Source organism: Streptomyces sp. NPDC059092, from assembly GCF_042756365.1.
GTDB lineage: Bacteria > Actinomycetota > Actinomycetes > Streptomycetales > Streptomycetaceae > Streptomyces.
In genome coordinates this window covers 1-16,988 of sequence record NZ_JBHZEJ010000032.1, presented here as the reverse complement: position 1 = coordinate 16,988, position 16,988 = coordinate 1, and the positions used below count along the sequence as shown (strand labels likewise).

15 protein-coding genes are annotated in these 16,988 nt (G+C 72.9%); 12 read left to right on the top strand and 3 right to left on the bottom strand.

Translation table 11 applies throughout. The features are described from left to right. Positions 1-777 (bottom strand): PspA/IM30 family protein, encoded by a 777-nt coding sequence (locus tag ACFXPL_RS19800; protein WP_384920769.1) that lies wholly within the window; start codon positions 775-777, stop codon positions 1-3. 283 nt (positions 778-1,060) lie between these two features. Between ACFXPL_RS19800 and ACFXPL_RS19795 the strand changes: the two genes are divergently transcribed. From ACFXPL_RS19795 to ACFXPL_RS19780, 4 genes are all read left to right on the top strand, one after another. After that, a complete protein-coding gene (locus ACFXPL_RS19795) occupies positions 1,061-1,654 on the top strand; it encodes a DUF3043 domain-containing protein (protein ID WP_384920766.1) in 594 nt (197 codons plus the stop codon). A gap of 68 nt (positions 1,655-1,722) precedes the next feature. Next, positions 1,723-2,448, top strand: a complete 726-nt coding sequence (locus ACFXPL_RS19790; protein ID WP_384920763.1) for a class I SAM-dependent methyltransferase — start codon at positions 1,723-1,725, stop codon at positions 2,446-2,448. A 142-nt stretch (positions 2,449-2,590) separates the two neighbouring features. Beyond that, positions 2,591-4,330, top strand: a complete 1,740-nt coding sequence (locus ACFXPL_RS19785; protein ID WP_384920936.1) for an ABC transporter ATP-binding protein — start codon at positions 2,591-2,593, stop codon at positions 4,328-4,330. 50 nt (positions 4,331-4,380) lie between these two features. Next, on the top strand, positions 4,381-5,493 hold the full coding sequence (locus tag ACFXPL_RS19780) for a S1C family serine protease (RefSeq protein ID WP_384920759.1): 1,113 nt from the start codon (positions 4,381-4,383) through the stop codon (positions 5,491-5,493). 262 nt (positions 5,494-5,755) lie between these two features. Here the strand turns inward: ACFXPL_RS19780 and ACFXPL_RS19775 are convergent, their stop codons facing one another. Further along, positions 5,756-5,965: a hypothetical protein gene (locus ACFXPL_RS19775; protein WP_384920756.1), complete on the bottom strand. Its 210-nt coding sequence runs from the start codon at positions 5,963-5,965 to the stop codon at positions 5,756-5,758. A 94-nt stretch (positions 5,966-6,059) separates the two neighbouring features. Here ACFXPL_RS19775 and ACFXPL_RS19770 point away from each other — a divergent pair, with 94 nt between their 5' ends. The 4 genes from ACFXPL_RS19770 to ACFXPL_RS19755 all read left to right on the top strand — a co-directional run bounded on the left by ACFXPL_RS19770 (position 6,060) and on the right by ACFXPL_RS19755 (position 11,122). Then, the gene (locus ACFXPL_RS19770; RefSeq protein WP_384920753.1) at positions 6,060-7,277 is read left to right on the top strand and encodes a bifunctional adenosylcobinamide kinase/adenosylcobinamide-phosphate guanylyltransferase; all 1,218 of its coding nucleotides are present in this window, start codon (positions 6,060-6,062) and stop codon (positions 7,275-7,277) included. A 110-nt stretch (positions 7,278-7,387) separates the two neighbouring features. Beyond that, entirely contained in the window at positions 7,388-8,506 is a 1,119-nt protein-coding gene (gene cobT, locus ACFXPL_RS19765) for a nicotinate-nucleotide--dimethylbenzimidazole phosphoribosyltransferase (protein WP_384920750.1), read from the top strand. A gap of 76 nt (positions 8,507-8,582) precedes the next feature. Further along, a complete protein-coding gene (locus ACFXPL_RS19760; protein ID WP_384920747.1) occupies positions 8,583-10,421 on the top strand; it encodes a phosphatidylglycerol lysyltransferase domain-containing protein in 1,839 nt (612 codons plus the stop codon). Further along, complete coding sequence (locus ACFXPL_RS19755) at positions 10,418-11,122, top strand: hypothetical protein (RefSeq protein WP_384920744.1); 705 nt, start codon at positions 10,418-10,420, stop codon at positions 11,120-11,122. The genes ACFXPL_RS19760 and ACFXPL_RS19755 overlap by 4 nt, the downstream gene beginning before the upstream one ends. A gap of 52 nt (positions 11,123-11,174) precedes the next feature. On the opposite strand, the gene ACFXPL_RS19750 is transcribed toward ACFXPL_RS19755, so the two are convergent. Then, positions 11,175-11,930 (bottom strand): hypothetical protein, encoded by a 756-nt coding sequence (locus ACFXPL_RS19750; RefSeq protein ID WP_384920933.1) that lies wholly within the window; start codon positions 11,928-11,930, stop codon positions 11,175-11,177. A gap of 130 nt (positions 11,931-12,060) precedes the next feature. On the opposite strand from ACFXPL_RS19750, the gene ACFXPL_RS19745 reads away from it, so the two are divergent. The 4 genes from ACFXPL_RS19745 to ACFXPL_RS19730 all read left to right on the top strand — a co-directional run. Then, complete coding sequence (locus ACFXPL_RS19745; RefSeq protein WP_384920741.1) at positions 12,061-12,855, top strand: adenosylcobinamide-GDP ribazoletransferase; 795 nt, start codon at positions 12,061-12,063, stop codon at positions 12,853-12,855. Positions 12,856-13,094: 239 nt separating this feature from the next. Next, a complete protein-coding gene (locus ACFXPL_RS19740) occupies positions 13,095-14,624 on the top strand; it encodes a leucyl aminopeptidase (RefSeq protein WP_384920738.1) in 1,530 nt (509 codons plus the stop codon). Between the two features lie 213 nt (positions 14,625-14,837). Continuing rightward, positions 14,838-16,226: a dihydrolipoyl dehydrogenase gene (gene lpdA, locus ACFXPL_RS19735; protein ID WP_384920736.1), complete on the top strand. Its 1,389-nt coding sequence runs from the start codon at positions 14,838-14,840 to the stop codon at positions 16,224-16,226. A gap of 96 nt (positions 16,227-16,322) precedes the next feature. Beyond that, a partial coding sequence (locus ACFXPL_RS19730; protein WP_384920733.1) for a biotin/lipoyl-containing protein occupies positions 16,323-16,988 on the top strand: 666 nt, incomplete at its 3' end.

Sequence of the window (16,988 nt, the reverse complement as noted above, 5' to 3'; positions counted from 1 at the left end):
CTACTGCTTGTCGAATTTGTGCTGGCTGGGGGGCGCGTCCTGAGGGTCGGCCGCGCCGCCCTCGATCGCCTGCTTCTGGGTCGAGCCGCCGGCCAGCTCGGCCTTCATGCGCTGCAGCTCCAGCTCCACGTCGGAGCCGCCGGAGATGCGGTCCAGCTCCGTCGCGATGTCGTCCTTGGCGAGCCCGGAGTGGTCGTCGAGGGCTCCGGAGGCCAGCAGTTCGTCGATGGCGCCGGCGCGCGCCTGGAGCTGGGCGGTCTTGTCCTCGGCGCGCTGGATCGCCATGCCGACGTCGCCCATCTCCTCGGAGATGCCGGAGAAGGCCTCACCGATCCGGGTCTGTGCCTGGGCGGCGGTGTAGGTGGCCTTGATCGTCTCCTTCTTCGTGCGGAAGGCGTCGACCTTGGCCTGGAGGCGCTGGGCGGCGAGGGTCAGCTTCTCCTCCTCGCCCTGGAGGGTCTGGTGCTGCGTCTCCAGGTCCGTGACCTGCTGCTGGAGCGAGGCGCGGCGGGACAGCGCTTCGCGGGCGAGGTCCTCCCGGCCGAGCGCCAGTGCCTTGCGGCCCTGGTCCTCCAGCTTGCTCGACTGGCCCTGCAACTGGTTGAGCTGCAACTCCAGGCGCTTGCGGGACGTCGCGACGTCGGCGACGCCGCGGCGTACCTTCTGCAGCAGTTCGAGCTGCTTCTGATACGAGTAGTCAAGGGTCTCGCGCGGATCCTCGGCCCGGTCAAGGGCCTTGTTGGCTTTCGCGCGGAAGATCATCCCCATACGCTTCATGACACCGCTCATGGGCTTCGCGCGCCCCCTTCTGACGGACTACAGCTCCAGCACTCCAACAGAACCCACAGTACGGGCCCTGCCTCTATTACCGCACTGTTCCAGCTCGGATGCGCTCATCCCCAAGGACGACTGCTCCGCCTCGTTCTCAGGCGCAGGGAGTAGATGACCATCAGGGAAAGTGGCGCAAAGTCGGGTCTGTCCCAGTACAGACGTACGCCGTTGCGGGATCGTTCCCCACCGGGGTGGGGTCGAACCACGACACCCCGTACCCTTGGGCTTTGTGTTCCGAAGCCGCTCGAAGGAAGAGAAGGCCACCGCCACCAAGGTGACGGCGGACCTCTCCACGCCCCGCGACCCGCAGGCCCCGAAGGGCCGCCCGACCCCCAAGCGCAGTGAGGCACAGTCGCAGCGACGGCGTGCCAGCACCACGCCGACCGACCGCAAGTCGGCCATGAAGCAGCAGCGCGAGGCGCGCCGTGTGGATCTGGCCCGGCAGCGCGAGGCACTGGCCAACGGTGACGAGCGCTATCTGCCTGTCCGTGACAAGGGGCCGGTGCGCCGCTTCGTCCGTGACTACGTCGACTCGCGTTTCTGCGTCGCCGAGTTCTTCCTGCCGCTCGCGGTGGTGATCCTCGTGCTGAGCATGGTGCGGGTCGGCTCGCTCCAGAACATCGCGCTGCTGCTGTGGCTCGGTGTGATCGTGATGATCGTCGTCGACTCGATCGGTATCTGGCTGCGGCTGAAGAAGCAGCTCGCCGAGCGCTTCCCCGACACCCCCAAGCGCGGCGCGGTGGCCTACGGCCTGATGCGTACGCTCCAGATGCGCCGGCTGCGGCTGCCCAAGCCGCAGGTCAAGCGTGGAGAGCGGCCCTGAGCGCTGAGGTCTCCGGCTTCGCGGGTGGCTCGGCGAGCTGGCTCGCCGGGCTGGGTGGGCTACGGAACGTGGTCCGCCAGGAGCTGGTCGCGCGCCAGCTCGACGAGCAGATAGCAGGTCGCTTCCCGGTCGGACGGCGGCTGCGGGTCCTCGACGTCGGTATGGGCCAGGGCACACAGGCCCTGCGGCTGGCGCGCGCGGGACACGCCGTGACGGGTCTGGAGTCGGACGCCGGGATGCTGGCGACGGCGCGCGAGGCGCTGGCCACGGAGCCCGCGGGGATACGTGAGCGGGTCAGGCTGATCGAGGGTGACGGCCTGGAGACCGGGGTGCACTTCCTGCCCGGCAGTTTCGACATCGTCCTCTGCCACGGCGTGCTGATGTACGTGAACGAGCCGGACGCGCTGCTCGCGGGGCTGGCCAGGATGCTGGCCCCGGGCGGTCTGCTGTCGCTGCTGGTACGGAACGGGAACAGCCTGGCGATGCGGCCCGGCGTGGCCGGCGACTGGGCGGGGGCGCTGGACGCCTTCGACGCGGACACGTACACGAACCGGCTGGGCCTGCACGTACGGGCGGACCGGCTGGAGGCGCTGACGGCGACCCTGGCGGGGATCGCCGCGCCGCTGCACGTCTGGTACGGCGTACGGGTCCTCACGGACGGGGCGGCCGACGAAGCGCGGCCGCCCGCCGGTGAGGCGCTGGAGCGGCTGCTGGCGGCGGAGGACCGGGCGGGGCGTACGGATCCGTACCGCGGGGTGGCGGCCCTGCTGCATCTGTGCGGCGTGCGCGGCTGAGAGCGTCCCGGGTGAGCGGGGGCGCGGCCCGCTCAGGTGACCGGGCCGTCACCGCGTCCTCACCGGAGTGACCACAGTGAGCCCCGCGAGCGGCGCCGAGAAGGACAAGAAGATCAAGAACGACGGACCCGGGACGCCCCCACTGGCCGCCCGGGAGACCTGGCAGGCCCTCTACCGGCACTTCCGGCCGCACCGCAGGACCGTCGCCCTCGGCGCGTTCCTCGCACTGCTGGGGGCGGCGAGCGGGCTGGCCCAGCCGCTCGCCGCGCGGGAGCTGGTGGACCGCCTCGGCGGCGACTCCTCGATCACGGGCATCCTGCTGGTCCTGACGGCGCTGGTGGTGTTCGGTACGGCGATCGAGGCGGTGGGCTCGTACCTCCTGGAGCGGACCGCCGAGTCCGTCGTCCTGGCCGCCCGCCGCACCCTGATAGGACGGCTGCTGCGGCTGCGGCTCCCGGAGGTGGAGCGGACCCAGCCGGGCGATCTGATGTCCCGGATCACCTCCGACACCACGCTGCTGCGCGCCGTGACCACCCAGTCGATCGTCTCGGCCGTCACCGGCGGGCTGGCGTTCGTGGCGACGATCGCGCTGATGGGCTGGCTGGACCCGGTGCTGCTCGGGGTCACGCTGGGGGTGATCGTGGTGATCGGCGGCGCCGTCGCGCTGGTGATGCCGCGGATCTCGCGGGCGACGAAGCGCTCGCAGGAGGCCGTCGGCCACATCTCGGCGGTGCTGGAGCGGGCCTTCGGGGCGTTCCGCACGGTCAAGGCGTCGGGCGCCGAGGAGCGGGAGACCGCCGTGGTGGGGGCGGCGGCCCAGGAGGCGTGGCTGCACGGGGTCAGGGCGGCGAAGTGGCAGTCGGTGGCCGGGTCCTCGGTCGGTCTGGCCGTGCAGGTGTCGTTCCTGGCGGTACTGGGGATCGGCGGGGCGCGGGTGGCCTCGGGGGCCATCTCCGTATCGACGCTGGTGGCGTTCCTGCTGTTCCTGTTCTATCTGATCGACCCGGTGTCGAAGCTGGTGGGAGCGGTCACGCAGTACCAGGTGGGGTCGGCGGCGGTGGCGCGGATCGTGGAGGCGGAGCGGCTGGGCACGGAGACACTGGAGCCTTCGGCGCCGTCGGGGCCCACGGAGGCCGCCGGGCCCGCGTCGGTGGCCTTCGAGGACGTCACCTTCCGGTACCGCGAGGACCTTCCTTACGTCCATCACGGTGTCTCCTTCGAGGTGCCGGGACCGGGGATGACCGCGTTCGTCGGCCCGTCCGGCGCGGGCAAGACCACCGTGTTCGGGATGCTGGAGCGGTTCTACGAGGCGACCGGCGGCCGGGTGCTGGTGGACGGCAGGGACGTACGGGAGTGGCCGCTCTCCGAGCTGCGGGCGGCGATCGGCTATGTCGAGCAGGACGCGCCCGTGCTGGCGGGGACGCTCCGCGAGAATCTGGTCTTCGCGGCGCCGGACGCCTCCGAGGAGAGCATCCGGGAGGTTCTCGTACGGTCCAGGCTGGACGGGCTCGTCGACCGGCTGCCGGACGGTCTGGAGACGCTGGTCGGCCACCGCGGTTCGAAGCTGTCGGGCGGTGAGCGGCAGCGCGTGGCGATCGCGCGGGCGCTGCTGCGCCGGCCGCGGCTGCTGCTCCTGGACGAGGCGACGTCGCAGCTCGACGCGGTCAACGAGCTGGCGCTGCGCGATGTGGTGGCGGAGGCCGCGCGGGAGGTGACGGTGCTGGTGGTGGCGCACCGGCTGTCGACGGTGACGCTCGCCGACCGGATCGTGGTGATGGACGCGGGCAAGGTGCGCGCGGTGGGCACGCACGAGGAGCTGGTGGCGAACGATCCGCTGTACGGGGAGCTGGCGGCGACGCAGTTCCTGGCGGCGGCGCGCTGACCGCCGGCGCACCGCGAGCCGGAAAGGCGGACAAACGGGATAATCCCGCCATGGATGCTTCCCTCCCCTCCCGCCGCCGTCGCCGCCCCGCGTACCGGGTGCCGCCGCCCCTGACCGCCGCGCTCTGCGCGGTCGCCCTGGCCGCCGGCTGCTCCCCCGCCGGTACGGCGCAGGTCGCCGCCCAGCGGCCGGCGCGGGCCGCGCACTCCGCACAGCCCGCGCCGCTCACCCAGCGCTCCGGGAACGACCTCCAGACCGCCTACGAGACCGTGATCAGGAACGTCCTGCCGTCGGTCGTGCAGATCGAGGCCGGGAACAGCCTGGGCTCGGGCGTCGTCTACGACGGGCAGGGCCACATCGTCACCAACGCCCATGTGATCGGCAGCGGCCGGACCTTCACGGTGACCGTCGCCAACAGCGAGCAGCCGCTGCGCGCCGAGCTGGTCTCCAGCTTTCCCGAGCAGGACCTCGCCGTCATCAAGCTCGACACGATCCCGCGCGGGCTGAAGGCGGCGGCGTTCGGTGACACCGCGAAGGTGGCGGTCGGTCAGATCGTGCTCGCGATGGGCTCGCCGCTCGGGCTGTCGAGCAGCGTCACGCAGGGCATCGTCTCGGCGGTCGGGAGGACCGTCAGCGAGGGCGCGGCGGGGGGCGGTACGGGGGCCACCATCGCCAACATGGTGCAGACCTCGGCGGCGATCAACCCGGGCAACAGCGGGGGCGCGCTGGTCAATCTGGACAGCGAGGTGATCGGCATCCCGACCCTGGCGGCGACCGATCCGGAGCTGGGCAACGGCACCGCGCCGGGGATCGGCTTCGCGATCCCCGTGTCGATGGTCAGGACGGTCGCCGACCAGATCATCAAGCACGGCCGGGTCGTCGACTCGGGCCGGGCCGCGCTGGGCATCACGGGGCGTACGGTCGTCGGCCCCGACTTCCAGCCGGCGGGCGTCGCGGTCGTCACCGCGCGGAAGGGCGGCGCGGCGGCGGACGCGGGGATCAGGGCCGGGGACATCATCACCGCGGTCGGCGGCACGCGGGTGACGACGATCGCCTCGCTCTCCGAGGTCCTCGCGGCGGACAAGCCGGGGCAGCGGGTGAAGGTGACCTTCACGCGGGGCGGCGGGACCAGGACGGCGGAGGCCACGCTGGGCGAGATGTGACCGAGCGGGCGGTCCGGGCTGGCCCGCGTCGGGCCGTACGGGCCTTCCCGGTCAGGCCCGGACGGGTCGGCCGTACCGGGCCGTACGGGTCCGGCGGCACAGGGCCGTCCGGGCCCGCAAGGCGTCGAACGCACGAACTTGCCTGGTCAGGCCGTACAGACTGCCCGTGACAGGCCCGTACGCGCTCGCCCGCGCCGGGCCGTACGCGCGCGAGGATCACGTGCGTACGGCCCGACGGTTCAGGGGCTCACCGGTGTCCGGGTCAGGTCGGCTCGGCCTGGAGGCTCATCGGGCCGTAGATCTTGGCGCCGTCCTCGAACAGCGACACCTGGGCCGCGCCTCCGTCCAGGAGTTCTCTCCAGACCTCACCGACCCATGACTCGGCGTCCCCCTGCGTCGTGAACTCCTCCGGCTCCACCGCCGGCGGGACCTCCGTCCCGTCGGCCTTCTCGAACCGCCACATCCACGCCATGTGCGCCTCCCGGCTCCCGCGGAACTGATCGATCTACCTGCCCGCAGCGTAGCCGGGCGCGCACCGTACGCGCTGACGCGGCAGGATCATCCCTGTGGAACTGACTCTGCTCGGCACCGGTGCCCCCACCGGTCTCCCCCGCCCCCACTGCCCCTGTGCCGCCTGCGCGACCGCCCGCGGCCCGTGGGCCCGGGCCGCCACGTCCCTCCTCGTGGACGGTGTGCTGCTGCTCGACCTGACCCCGGGGGCCGCGCTCGCCGCGGCGCGCGCGGGCCACTCCCTGGCGGGGGTACGGCAGGTCCTGCTCACCCATCCGCACGACGGCCCCGCGGTGGAGCTGCCCGCGGGGCTGCCGTCGGCGGGGCGCGTCGCGGACGGCCGGGTGCTGACGATGCTCAGCGGCCACCGGGTACGGGCGGTGGCGATGGACGCGCCGGGCACCGGGTACGAGGTGACGGGCCCCGGCGGCGAGCGGCTGCTGCATCTCCCGCCGGGCGGCGCACCGGCCGGGGTGAGCGGCGGCAACGGCCGTACGCCGGCCGCCCCGGCCCCGTACGACATGGTCGCCGCCGATGTCGTCGGACGCCCCGACGCGGTGGCCCGGCTGCGCGCGGCGGGCGCTGTCGGCCCCGACACGGATGTCGTCGCCGTCCATCTCGACCACGACGTGCCGCCGGGGCCGGAGCTGGTGCGGCGGCTGGCGGCGGCGGGCGCGCGGGCGGTCCCCGACGGGACGACGCTGACGGTGGGCGCGTACCACCCGGTCCCCGAGGTGCCGCGGCGCACGCTGGTGACGGGCGGGGCGCGCTCGGGGAAGTCCTGGGAGGCGGAGCGGCGGCTGGCGGCGTTCCCCGGGGTGCTGTACGTGGCGACGGGCGGCGCCCGGGGCGGCGACACGGAGTGGGAGGAGCGCGTCCGTACCCATCGCGAGCGCCGCCCCGGCTCCTGGCGCACGGCGGAGACCTGCGACCTGGTCCCGCTGCTGGAGGCGGCGGGCCCGCCGCTGCTGATCGACTGCCTGTCGCTGTGGCTGACGGACGCGATGGACCAGGTGAACGCGTGGGACGACGCGGCATGGTCGTCGGGCGGCGAGAAGGCGCTGCGCGAACGAACGGCCGGACTGGTCGCGGCGGTCAGGGCCACGCGGCGCACGGTGGTGGCGGTGACGAACGAGGTGGGCTCGGGCGTGGTCCCGGCCACCCGCTCGGGCCGCCGCTTCCGCGACGAACTGGGCCGGCTGAACGCGGCGGTGGCGGACGAGTGCGAGCAGGTGCTCCTGGTGGTCGCCGGGCAGGCGCTCACTCTCCGATGACAGAGGACGGCCGACCGTCGGCGGTGCCCGCGGCCGGAGGCCGCTGATGAGTACGGCAAGCGCCCCGGAGGCGAACCGAGCCCTCAAAAAGAGCGCGGTACTGTCGCCGGATGAGTTCGCTTAATCTCGATGACTTCTCCGATCTGATCGAGCGCCCCGACAGCGGTACCCGGCGCGACGCCGAGGAACGCCGGGAGCGGCTGGTCGTGGCACCGGGGGCGCTGGGGCGCCTCGACGAGTTGGGTGAGTGGCTCTCGGCCGCGCAGGGTTCCGTACCGGTGCGGGCGGTCGAGCGGCCACGTGTGGTGCTGTTCGCCGGGGATCACGGTGTCGCCGGTCTCGGCGTGTCGGGCCGGCCCGCGGGCAGTGCGCATGTCCTGGTGCGGGCGGTGCTGGACGGTGCGAGCCCGGTCGCCGTGCTGGCCCGGCGGGCCGGGGTGTCCGTGCGGGTCGTGGACGCGGGGCTGGACTGTGATCCGGCCCTGCTGCCCGAGGAGGTCGTGCGCCACCGGGTGCGGCGCGGCAGCGGGCGGATCGATGTCGAGGACGCCCTGACGGCGGACGAGGCGGAGCGTGCCGTACGGCTCGGGATGGCGATCGCGGACGAGGAGGCGGATTCGGGGACGGATCTGGTGGTCCTCGGCGATCTCAGTGTGGGCGGTACGACGGCCGCGGCCACGTTGATCGCGGCGCTGTGCGGCACGGACGCCTCCGTGGTGACGGGGCGGGGCGGGGCGGGGATCGACGATCTGGCGTGGATGCGCAAGTGCGCCGCGGTGCGGGACGCGCTGCGCCGGGCGCGGCCGGTGCTCGGGGACCAGGTGGAGTTGCTGGCGGCGGTGGGCGGCGCGGATCTGGCGGCGATGACGGGGTTCCTGCTCCAGAGCGCGGTGCGCCGGATGCCGGTGATCCTGGACGGTGTGGTGTCGGCGGCGTGTGCGCTCGTGGGGCAGCGGGCGGCGTTCCGGGCTCCGGACTGGTGGCTGGCCGGCCAGGTGAGCGGGGAGCCGGCGCAGGCGAAGGCGCTGGACAGGATGGCGCTCAACCCGCTGCTCGATCAGGGCGTCACTGTGGGGGAGGGTTCCGGGGCGCTGCTCGCGCTTCCCCTTGTCCAGGCCGCCGCCGCCCTCGCGGCGGAGCTGCCGGAGAGGCCAGGACCTGAGGCCTCGGAGGAGGCCGGGGACGCCGTCGGCGTCGCCGGGTCCGACGGGGTGACCACGACGGAGTAGGGCATCGGATGCGGCGGCCTGGACGGGCCGCCGCATCACCCGGCATGGAGCGCGATGCCCCATATGATCGCGTTTCATGGGAGAAGTCCACGTGCTTGCCGACCGATCGACCCGGGCGGGCGCCCCGGGCCCGCGGGAGACTCCGGGCCGGGGTACGGCCCGTTCGCTGCGGGCCGCCGCGTACGCCGTCTGGTACCTGCGGACCGTCACCTTCATCAATTTCCTGAGCGCGGTGTGGGTCTCGCTCGGGCAGGATCTGCGTCGGCACAACGTCGACGACCACTTCACGCCGTACCTGCTGACGGCGGGGTTCGCCTCCGGGGTCTTCACCCTCTTCCTGGCGATCACGATGCGCCGCCGCAAGCGTGCCGCGTGGATCCTCAATCTGGTGATCTCCGGGCTCTTCCTGCTGCTGTTCTCGTTCGCGATGACGTTCGCGGAGATCCGGCACTACGCGCAGAACTGGGTCTCGCTGGGGCTGACGGCCTCGTTCGTCGCGGCGCTGCTGCTGGGGCGCCGCGAGTTCTACGCCAAGGGTGACCGGTCCAATCCGCGGCTGGCCGCGGTGGTCGCGGTGGGCGGGCTGCTGGTGGCCTCGCTGCTGGCGGCGCTGCTGGTGACGGTCACGAACACGGCGCACGGCGGTTCTTCGTTCGCCGAGCGGTGGCGGTACGGCACGATGCGGCTGGTCTCGCTGGCGGCGGACGAGGCGCGGTTCCCGGGGATCTCCACGCCCGGCTGGGTCGATGTGGTCGTCAACGTCCTCTCGACGCTGCTGCTGCTCGCGGTGGTGTACGCGGCGTTCCGCGCGCGGCGCGCGGTGGATCCGCTGACGGTGGACGACGAGGCGCGGCTGCGGGTGCTGCTCGACCGGTACGGCGAGCGGGACTCGCTGGGCTATTTCGCGCTGCGCCGCGAGAAGAGCGTGATGTGGTCCCCGACGGGGAAGGCCGCCGTCGCCTACCGCGTGGTGGGCGGGGTGTCGCTGGCGTCCGGGGATCCGATCGGGGATCCGGAGGCGTGGCCGGGGGCGATCACGCCGTGGCTGGCGCAGGCGCGGCAACACGGCTGGATCCCGGCGGTGATGGGGGCGAGCGAGGAGGCCGGGACGATCTACGCCCGGCATGGCCTGGACGCGCTGGAGCTGGGGGACGAGGCGCTGGTGGAGACCGCCGACTGGTCGGTCACGGGGCGTCCGGGGCGCCCGCGGGGGAAGTCCGCCGCGCTGGAGGGGCGGGCGATGCGGACGGTGCGGCAGGCGTACAACCGGGTCGCGCGGGCCGGTTACCGGGTCCGGATCCGGCGTCACGAGGACATCCCCGCCGAGGAGATGGCCGGGTTGCTGCGGCGCGCGGACGACTGGCGCGACGGTGCCACCGAGCGGGGTTTCTCGATGGCGCTGGGCCGGCTGGGCGATCCGGACGACGGGCGGTGCGTGATGCTCGAATGCCTCGACGGGAAGGGTGAGTTGCGGGCGGTGCTGAGTTTCGTGCCGTGGGGCCCGCACGGCCTCTCGCTCGATCTGATGCGCCGTGACCGGGACGGTGAGAACGGCCTGATGGAGTTCATGGTGATCGAACTCCTCCAGCGGTCCGACGAGATCGGGATCGCTCAGGTCTCGCTGAACTTCGCGATGTTCCGGTCCGTCTTCGAGCGTGGCGCGAAGCTGGGCGCGGGGCCGGTGCTGCGGCTGTGGCGTTCGCTGCTCAGCTTCTTCTCCCGGTGGTGGCAGATCGAGTCGCTGTACCGCGCCAACGCCAAGTACCGGCCGGTCTGGGAGCCACGTTTCCTGCTCTTCGAGAAGAGTGCGGACCTGCTGCGCATCGGGCTCGCGGCGGGCCGCGCCGAGGGTTTCCTGGAGGCTCCGGGGCTGCCGGCGTGGCTGCGTCGCAGACGGCTGGAGAGCCGCCGGTGACAGAGGGGGCGAGGGGGGCGGCGCTCCGTACGCGGCTGCGCCGGTTCGCCCGGCGGGAGTGGGGGCCGCTGCTGACGACCCTGTGGATCACCCTGTCCAAGCGGCGGGCGCGGGCCGTCCCGATGACGCTGACGGCCGTGTGTCTGACGGCGCTCCTCCAGATCGTGCAGAACCGGTCGTGGGGGTACCGGCCGGTGATGGACCTCGGCGCGGTACGGGCCGAGGATCCGCTCTGGGCGGCCCTGCTCCGTACGCCGCTGTCGCTGTTCGTCCCGGCGCTCGACCTGCCGGTGTGGGGCGCGCTGGCGCAGATCCTGCTGGTCTTCGGGGTCGCGGAGATCTGTCTGGGCCGGTGGCGGACGCTGCTGATCGCGTACGTGGCGACGCTGGCCGGGACGCTGTACGCGCGGATCGGCGTCGCGCTCGGGCCGCAGGTCTTCCCGGGGCTGCCCGCGTCGGACGCGGAGATCGTCGACACGGGCCCTTCGGCGGCGGTCGTGGGGCTCGCGCTGTTCGTGTGCCGGCGGTACCGGGCGTGGTGGACGGCGGGGCTGCTGCTCGTGGCGCTGATCGGGGAGTGCCTGTTCAAGGACAATCTGGCGGGCCGGGAGCATCTGGCGGCGTCGGCGGCGGTGCTGGCGCTGATCGCCGTACTGGAGTGGCGGCTCCACTGCGGGTCACGGTCCCGGCTCCGCCGCTGACCGGACCGGAGGCCGGCCCGGGGGCCGCGACCTCGGCCGAGGCGACGGGACGTCAGCGGGGCAGCCGCTCCGGGCCGTCCGGGGTGCCGCCGATCCAGTCCTGGACGCGGCGGCGCGGGCCCGCCCAGCGCCGGTCGCGGCGGTAGGCGCGCAGTTCCGCCCTCGCCCGCGCCCTGGGGCGGCCCCGGTAGAGGCGGCGGGCGTACGGCGATCCTGGCCTGGCCAGCCGCATCGCGCCGATGAGCGCGACGAAGGGCACGAGCGTGCCGATGAGGGCCATGCGGAGCTTGCCCTTGAGGAGCGCGACGAGCACGAAGACGAAGTTGACGAGGATGGTGAGGATCGCGGAGCCACGGTTCTGCTGCTGGTCGGGGGTGAGCGCGTTGACGTCGAGCGGCGAGAACCCGCTGAGGACGAGCAGGGCGAGCGCGGCGGCGAGGATGACGGCCTCCACGCTCCGCCGGCCCTGTTCGCTCCAGTAGACGTCGTTGAGGTGGAGGATCAGCGCGAACTCGTCGAGTACGAGCCCCGCGCCGACGCCGAAGACCACGGCGCAGACGCAGGCGGTGACGCCGTGGCGTCCGCTGTCGACGGCGCCGAAGCCGCCGGCCACGGTGAGGACCACTCCGGGCACCACGTGGTGGATGTGCACCCCACCCGGCGCGATGTTACGGAACGGGCCCTTCCCGGCCCGGATGAGCCGGGTGACCGTACGCGTGAGCAGGAAGGTGAGGACGAAGGAGGCGAGGGCGAGCAGGGTGGGGAGCTTGCCGGGATCGGTGATGTTCCGCTGGAACCAGTCCCCCACTGCCGCCCACTCCCGCATCGCCGATTTACGCCGGTTTATCACGTATGCGCAATTTAGCGCCTTTCGCTTCCCCGGCCCGCCGTCCGCCCTGCTCCGGGGTCGCCGCCGGCGCCCGGCTACCCTTCCCGCGATGACCTCCACGAACGACCGCGCCTCGCTCGCCGACGGCCTGCGCTTCGCGTTCGGCACGCTCACCGTGTTCCCCGTCCGCGTGGCGCGCTGGGACCGTACGGCCGCCCGTGCCGGAATGCTGAGCGCCCCGGCAGCCGGGCTCGCCGTGGGCGGCTGCGCGGCGGCGGCCGGGGCGGGGCTGCTGCTCGCGGGCGCCTCGCCGCTGCTGGCCGGGGTCGCGGCCGTCGCGGTGCCCGCCGTCCTCACCCGGGGGCTGCACCTCGACGGTCTCGCGGACACGGCGGACGGTCTGGGCAGCGCCAAGCCCGCCGAGGACGCGCTGCGGATCATGAAGCGGTCGGACATCGGCCCGTTCGGCGTGATCACCCTGCTGCTGGTGCTGTTCGCGCAGGTCGCGGCGGTGGCGGAGCTGTTCGGCGCGAGCCCGGCCCGGGGCGCGGTGGCGGTCGTCCTGGCCGGGCTCGTCTCCCGGCTCGCGCTCACCCTCGGCTGCCGTACGGGCGTGGCTCCGGCCAGGCCGGAGGGGCTGGGCGCGGCGGTGGCTGGCACGGTCCCGCTCCGGGCCGCCTGGGGCGCGGCGGTCCTGGTCGTCGGCGCGGGAGCGGCGGCGGGCGGGCTCTTCGGGGCGGCGGGAGCGGTCCATCACGCGCTGGCGGTGGTGGCCGGGCTCGGTGCGGCGGGGCTGCTGCTGGCGCACTGCGTACGGCGCTTCGGCGGGGTCACCGGCGATGTGTTCGGCGCGCTCGCGGAGACGACCGCGACGGTGGTCCTCGTCGCGCTGACACCGGGCTGACACCGGGCTGAGACAGGGCCGGCACCGCGCTGCCGCCCTGCCGTGACGTCGCCGTACGGCTCCGTGCCAAAACGTGGGGAACACCCCCACAGACGCGTGAACCGCCGCCGCTGTGAGGCCCGTCCATCACTGAGCGTAGGCTCGTCCACGCCGCGCGCGGCCGTACGGGCGACGCGGCGGGCACGGCCGGTGCGACCCCCCGGCCGTCAGGAACTCAACGGAAGCGAGATTTCACCACCGTGACTGCTCTCACTCTTAAGCCTGCCGGCGCGGCGACCCTGCGCGTCGACGCGATCGTCGTCGGCGTCGCGAAGGGCCCCAAGGGGCCGGTGGCGGCTCCGGGCGCCGAGGACGTGGACAAGGCGTTCGGCGGGAAGCTCGCCGCCGTTCTGGAGACCCTCGGCGCCTCCGGCGGCGAGAGCGAGGTGACCAAGCTGCCCGCGCAGGGCGGCCTGAAGGCCCCGGTCGTCCTCGTCGTCGGCCTCGGTCCCGTACCGGAGAAGGACGAGACGTACGGCACCGAGACGCTGCGCCGGGCCGCCGGTAACGCGGCGCGCGCCCTCTCCGGCGTCAAGAAGGCGGCCTTCGCGCTGCCGATCGAGGCGGTCGAGGACATCGAGGCGATCGCCGAGGGCGCGCTGCTCGGCGCGTACGCCTTCACCGCCTACCAGGGCGGCGAGAAGAACGCGAAGAAGGGCGAAGGCCCCAAGCAGCCGCTCGGCGAGGTCGCGCTGGTCGGCGCGAAGCCGCGTGACAAGGCCCACAAGGCCGCGGCCGAGCGCGCGATCGCGCTGGCCGAGGAGGTCAACCGCGCCCGTGACCTGGTGAACACCCCGCCGAACGACCTCACGCCCGAGTCCTTCGCCGCCGTGGCCACCGCCGCGGGCAAGGAGCACGGCGTCAAGGTCCAGGTCCTCGACGAGAAGGCCCTCGCCAAGGGCGGCTACGGCGGCATCCTCGGCGTCGGCCAGGGCTCGGTGAACCCGCCGCGCCTGGTGAAGCTCGCGTACACGCACCCCGGCGCGGAGAAGACGCTCGCGCTCGTCGGCAAGGGCATCACGTACGACTCGGGCGGCATCTCGCTGAAGCCGGCCGGGCACAACGAGACGATGAAGTGCGACATGAGCGGCGCCGCCGCCGTGTTCGCCACGGTCGTCACCGCCGCGCGGCTGGGTCTGCCGGTCAACATCACCGGGTGGCTGGCGCTGGCCGAGAACATGCCGTCGGGGTCGGCGATCCGCCCCGGTGACGTGCTGCGCATGTACAGCGGCAAGACCGTCGAGGTCCTCAACACCGACGCCGAGGGCCGGCTCGTGCTGGCGGACGCGCTGACCCGCGCCTCGGAGGAGAACCCGGACGCGATCGTGGACGTGGCGACCCTGACCGGCGCGATGATGGTGGCGCTGGGCAACCGCACCTTCGGGATCATGTCGAACGACGACGCGTTCCGTACGTCCCTGCACGAGATCGCCGAGGAGGCGGGCGAGGCGTCCTGGCCGATGCCGCTCCCGTCCGACCTGCGCAAGGGCATGGACTCCCCCACCGCCGACATGGCGAACATCGGTGAGCGGATGGGCGGCGGGCTCGTCGCCGGCCTCTTCCTGAAGGAGTTCGTCGGCGAGGGCATCAGCTGGGCGCACCTGGACATCGCGGGCCCGGCGTTCCACGAGGGCGCACCGTACGGCTACACCCCCAAGGGCGGCACGGGCTCCTCGGTCCGCACCCTGGTGCGGCTGGCGGAACGTACCGCCGCGGGCGACGTGGTCTGACCCGGAGCGGGTGGTGGGTACGGGGGTCATGGTGCGGGCGGGGAGTGCCGCTCGCACCATGACCCCCGACCCCGTCGGGCGGCGCACCGTGCGAAGATGGGTAATCGGCAGGACAGGGCCCCCACCACAGGGCCGAAGACATAGCGGCCGAAGACCAGCCGCCGCCCGGTCGATGTGAGACCGCGCCCGGCGCACATGCATGGAGGACGTGACGTGGCGAACGACGCCAGCACCGTTTTCGACCTAGTGATCCTCGGCGGCGGTAGCGGCGGTTACGCCGCGGCGCTGCGCGGAGCGCAGCTTGGTCTGGACGTCGCACTGATCGAGAAGAACAAGCTGGGCGGCACCTGCCTGCACAACGGCTGCATCCCCACGAAGGCCCTGCTGCACGCCGGCGAGATCGCCGACCAGGCGCGCGAGAGCGAGCAGTTCGGTGTCAAGGCCACCTTCGAGGGCATCGACATCGCCGGGGTCCACAAGTACAAGGACGACGTGATCGCGGGCCTGTACAAGGGGCTCCAGGGGCTGGTCGCCTCCCGCAAGGTGACGTTCATCGAGGGTGAGGGCCGGCTCTCCTCCCCCACCAGCGTCGACGTGAACGGTCAGCGCGTCCAGGGCCGCCACGTCCTTCTCGCGACCGGTTCCGTACCGAAGTCGCTGCCGGGCCTGGAGATCGACGGCGACCGGATCATCTCCTCGGACCACGCGCTGACGCTGAACCGCGTCCCGCAGTCCGCGATCGTCCTGGGCGGCGGCGTCATCGGCGTCGAGTTCGCCTCGGTGTGGAAGTCCTTCGGTACGGACGTCACCGTCGTCGAGGGTCTGAAGCACCTGGTCCCGGTCGAGGACGAGAACAGCTCCAAGCTGCTGGAGCGCGCGTTCCGCAAGCGCGGGATCAAGTTCAACCTCGGTACGTTCTTCGAGAAGGCCGAGTACACGGAGACGGGCGTCCGCGTCACGCTCGCCGACGGCAAGACCTTCGAGGCGGAGGTGCTGCTGGTCGCGATCGGCCGCGGCCCGGTCTCGCAGGGCCTCGGGTACGAGGAGCAGGGCGTCGCCATCGACCGCGGCTATGTCGTCGTCGACGAGTACATGCGCACGAACGTGGAGACGATCTCGGCGGTCGGTGACCTCGCCCCGACCCTCCAGCTCGCGCACGTGGGCTTCGCCGAGGGCATCCTCGTCGCCGAGCGGCTGGCCGGTCTGAAGACCGTCCCGATCGACTACGACGGCGTGCCGCGGGTGACGTACTGCCACCCCGAGGTCGCCTCCGTCGGCATCACCGAGGCCAAGGCCAAGGAGATCTACGGCGCGGACAAGGTCGTCGCCCTCAAGTACAGCCTCGCGGGCAACGGGAAGAGCAAGATCCTCAAGACCGCCGGTGAGATCAAGCTCGTCCAGGTCAAGGACGGTGCCGTGGTCGGTGTCCACATGGTCGGTGACCGTATGGGCGAGCAGGTCGGCGAGGCTCAGCTCATCTACAACTGGGAAGCTCTGCCGGCCGAGGTCGCGCAGCTCATCCACGCGCACCCCACCCAGAGCGAGGCGCTCGGCGAGGCCCACCTGGCCCTGGCCGGCAAGCCGCTGCACTCCCACGACTGATGGATCAGTCCGGGCGCGACGACCACTTCCGTACTTCCCCTCGCTCGGCGCTCCGCGCGAGCTGGGGAGACACCACCGTGAGGAGCAACTGAAACCATGTCGGTTTCCGTAACCCTGCCGGCGCTCGGCGAGAGCGTCACCGAGGGCACTGTCACCCGCTGGCTGAAGGCCGAGGGCGAGCGCGTCGAGGCCGACGAGCCGCTGCTGGAGGTGTCGACCGACAAGGTCGACACCGAGATCCCGGCGCCCGTCGCCGGTGTGCTGGCGTCCATCAAGGTCGCCGAGGACGAGACCGTCGAGGTCGGCGCCGAGCTGGCCGTCATCGACGACGGTACGGGCGGCCACGCGGCGGCCCAGCCGACGGAGGCCGCTCCGGCCCCCGTGGCCGAGCCGGCCCCCGCCGCCGAGCCCGCCCCGGCTCCGGCTGCCGAGGCCCCGGCCGCTCCGGCGCCCGCCGCCGAGTCCGCTCCCGCCGCCCCGGCCGGTGGCGCCTCCGGTACCGATGTCACGCTGCCCGCGCTGGGCGAGTCGGTCACCGAGGGCACCGTCACCCGCTGGCTGAAGGAGGTCGGCGAGGAGGTCGCGGAGGACGAGCCGCTGCTGGAGGTCTCCACCGACAAGGTCGACACCGAGATCCCCGCCCCGGTCGCCGGTGTGCTGCTGGAGATCGTGGTCGGCGAGGACGAGACCGCCGAGGTCGGCGCGAAGCTGGCCGTCATCGGCGCCCCGGGCTCGGCTCAGGCCGCGCCCGCCGCCCCGGCC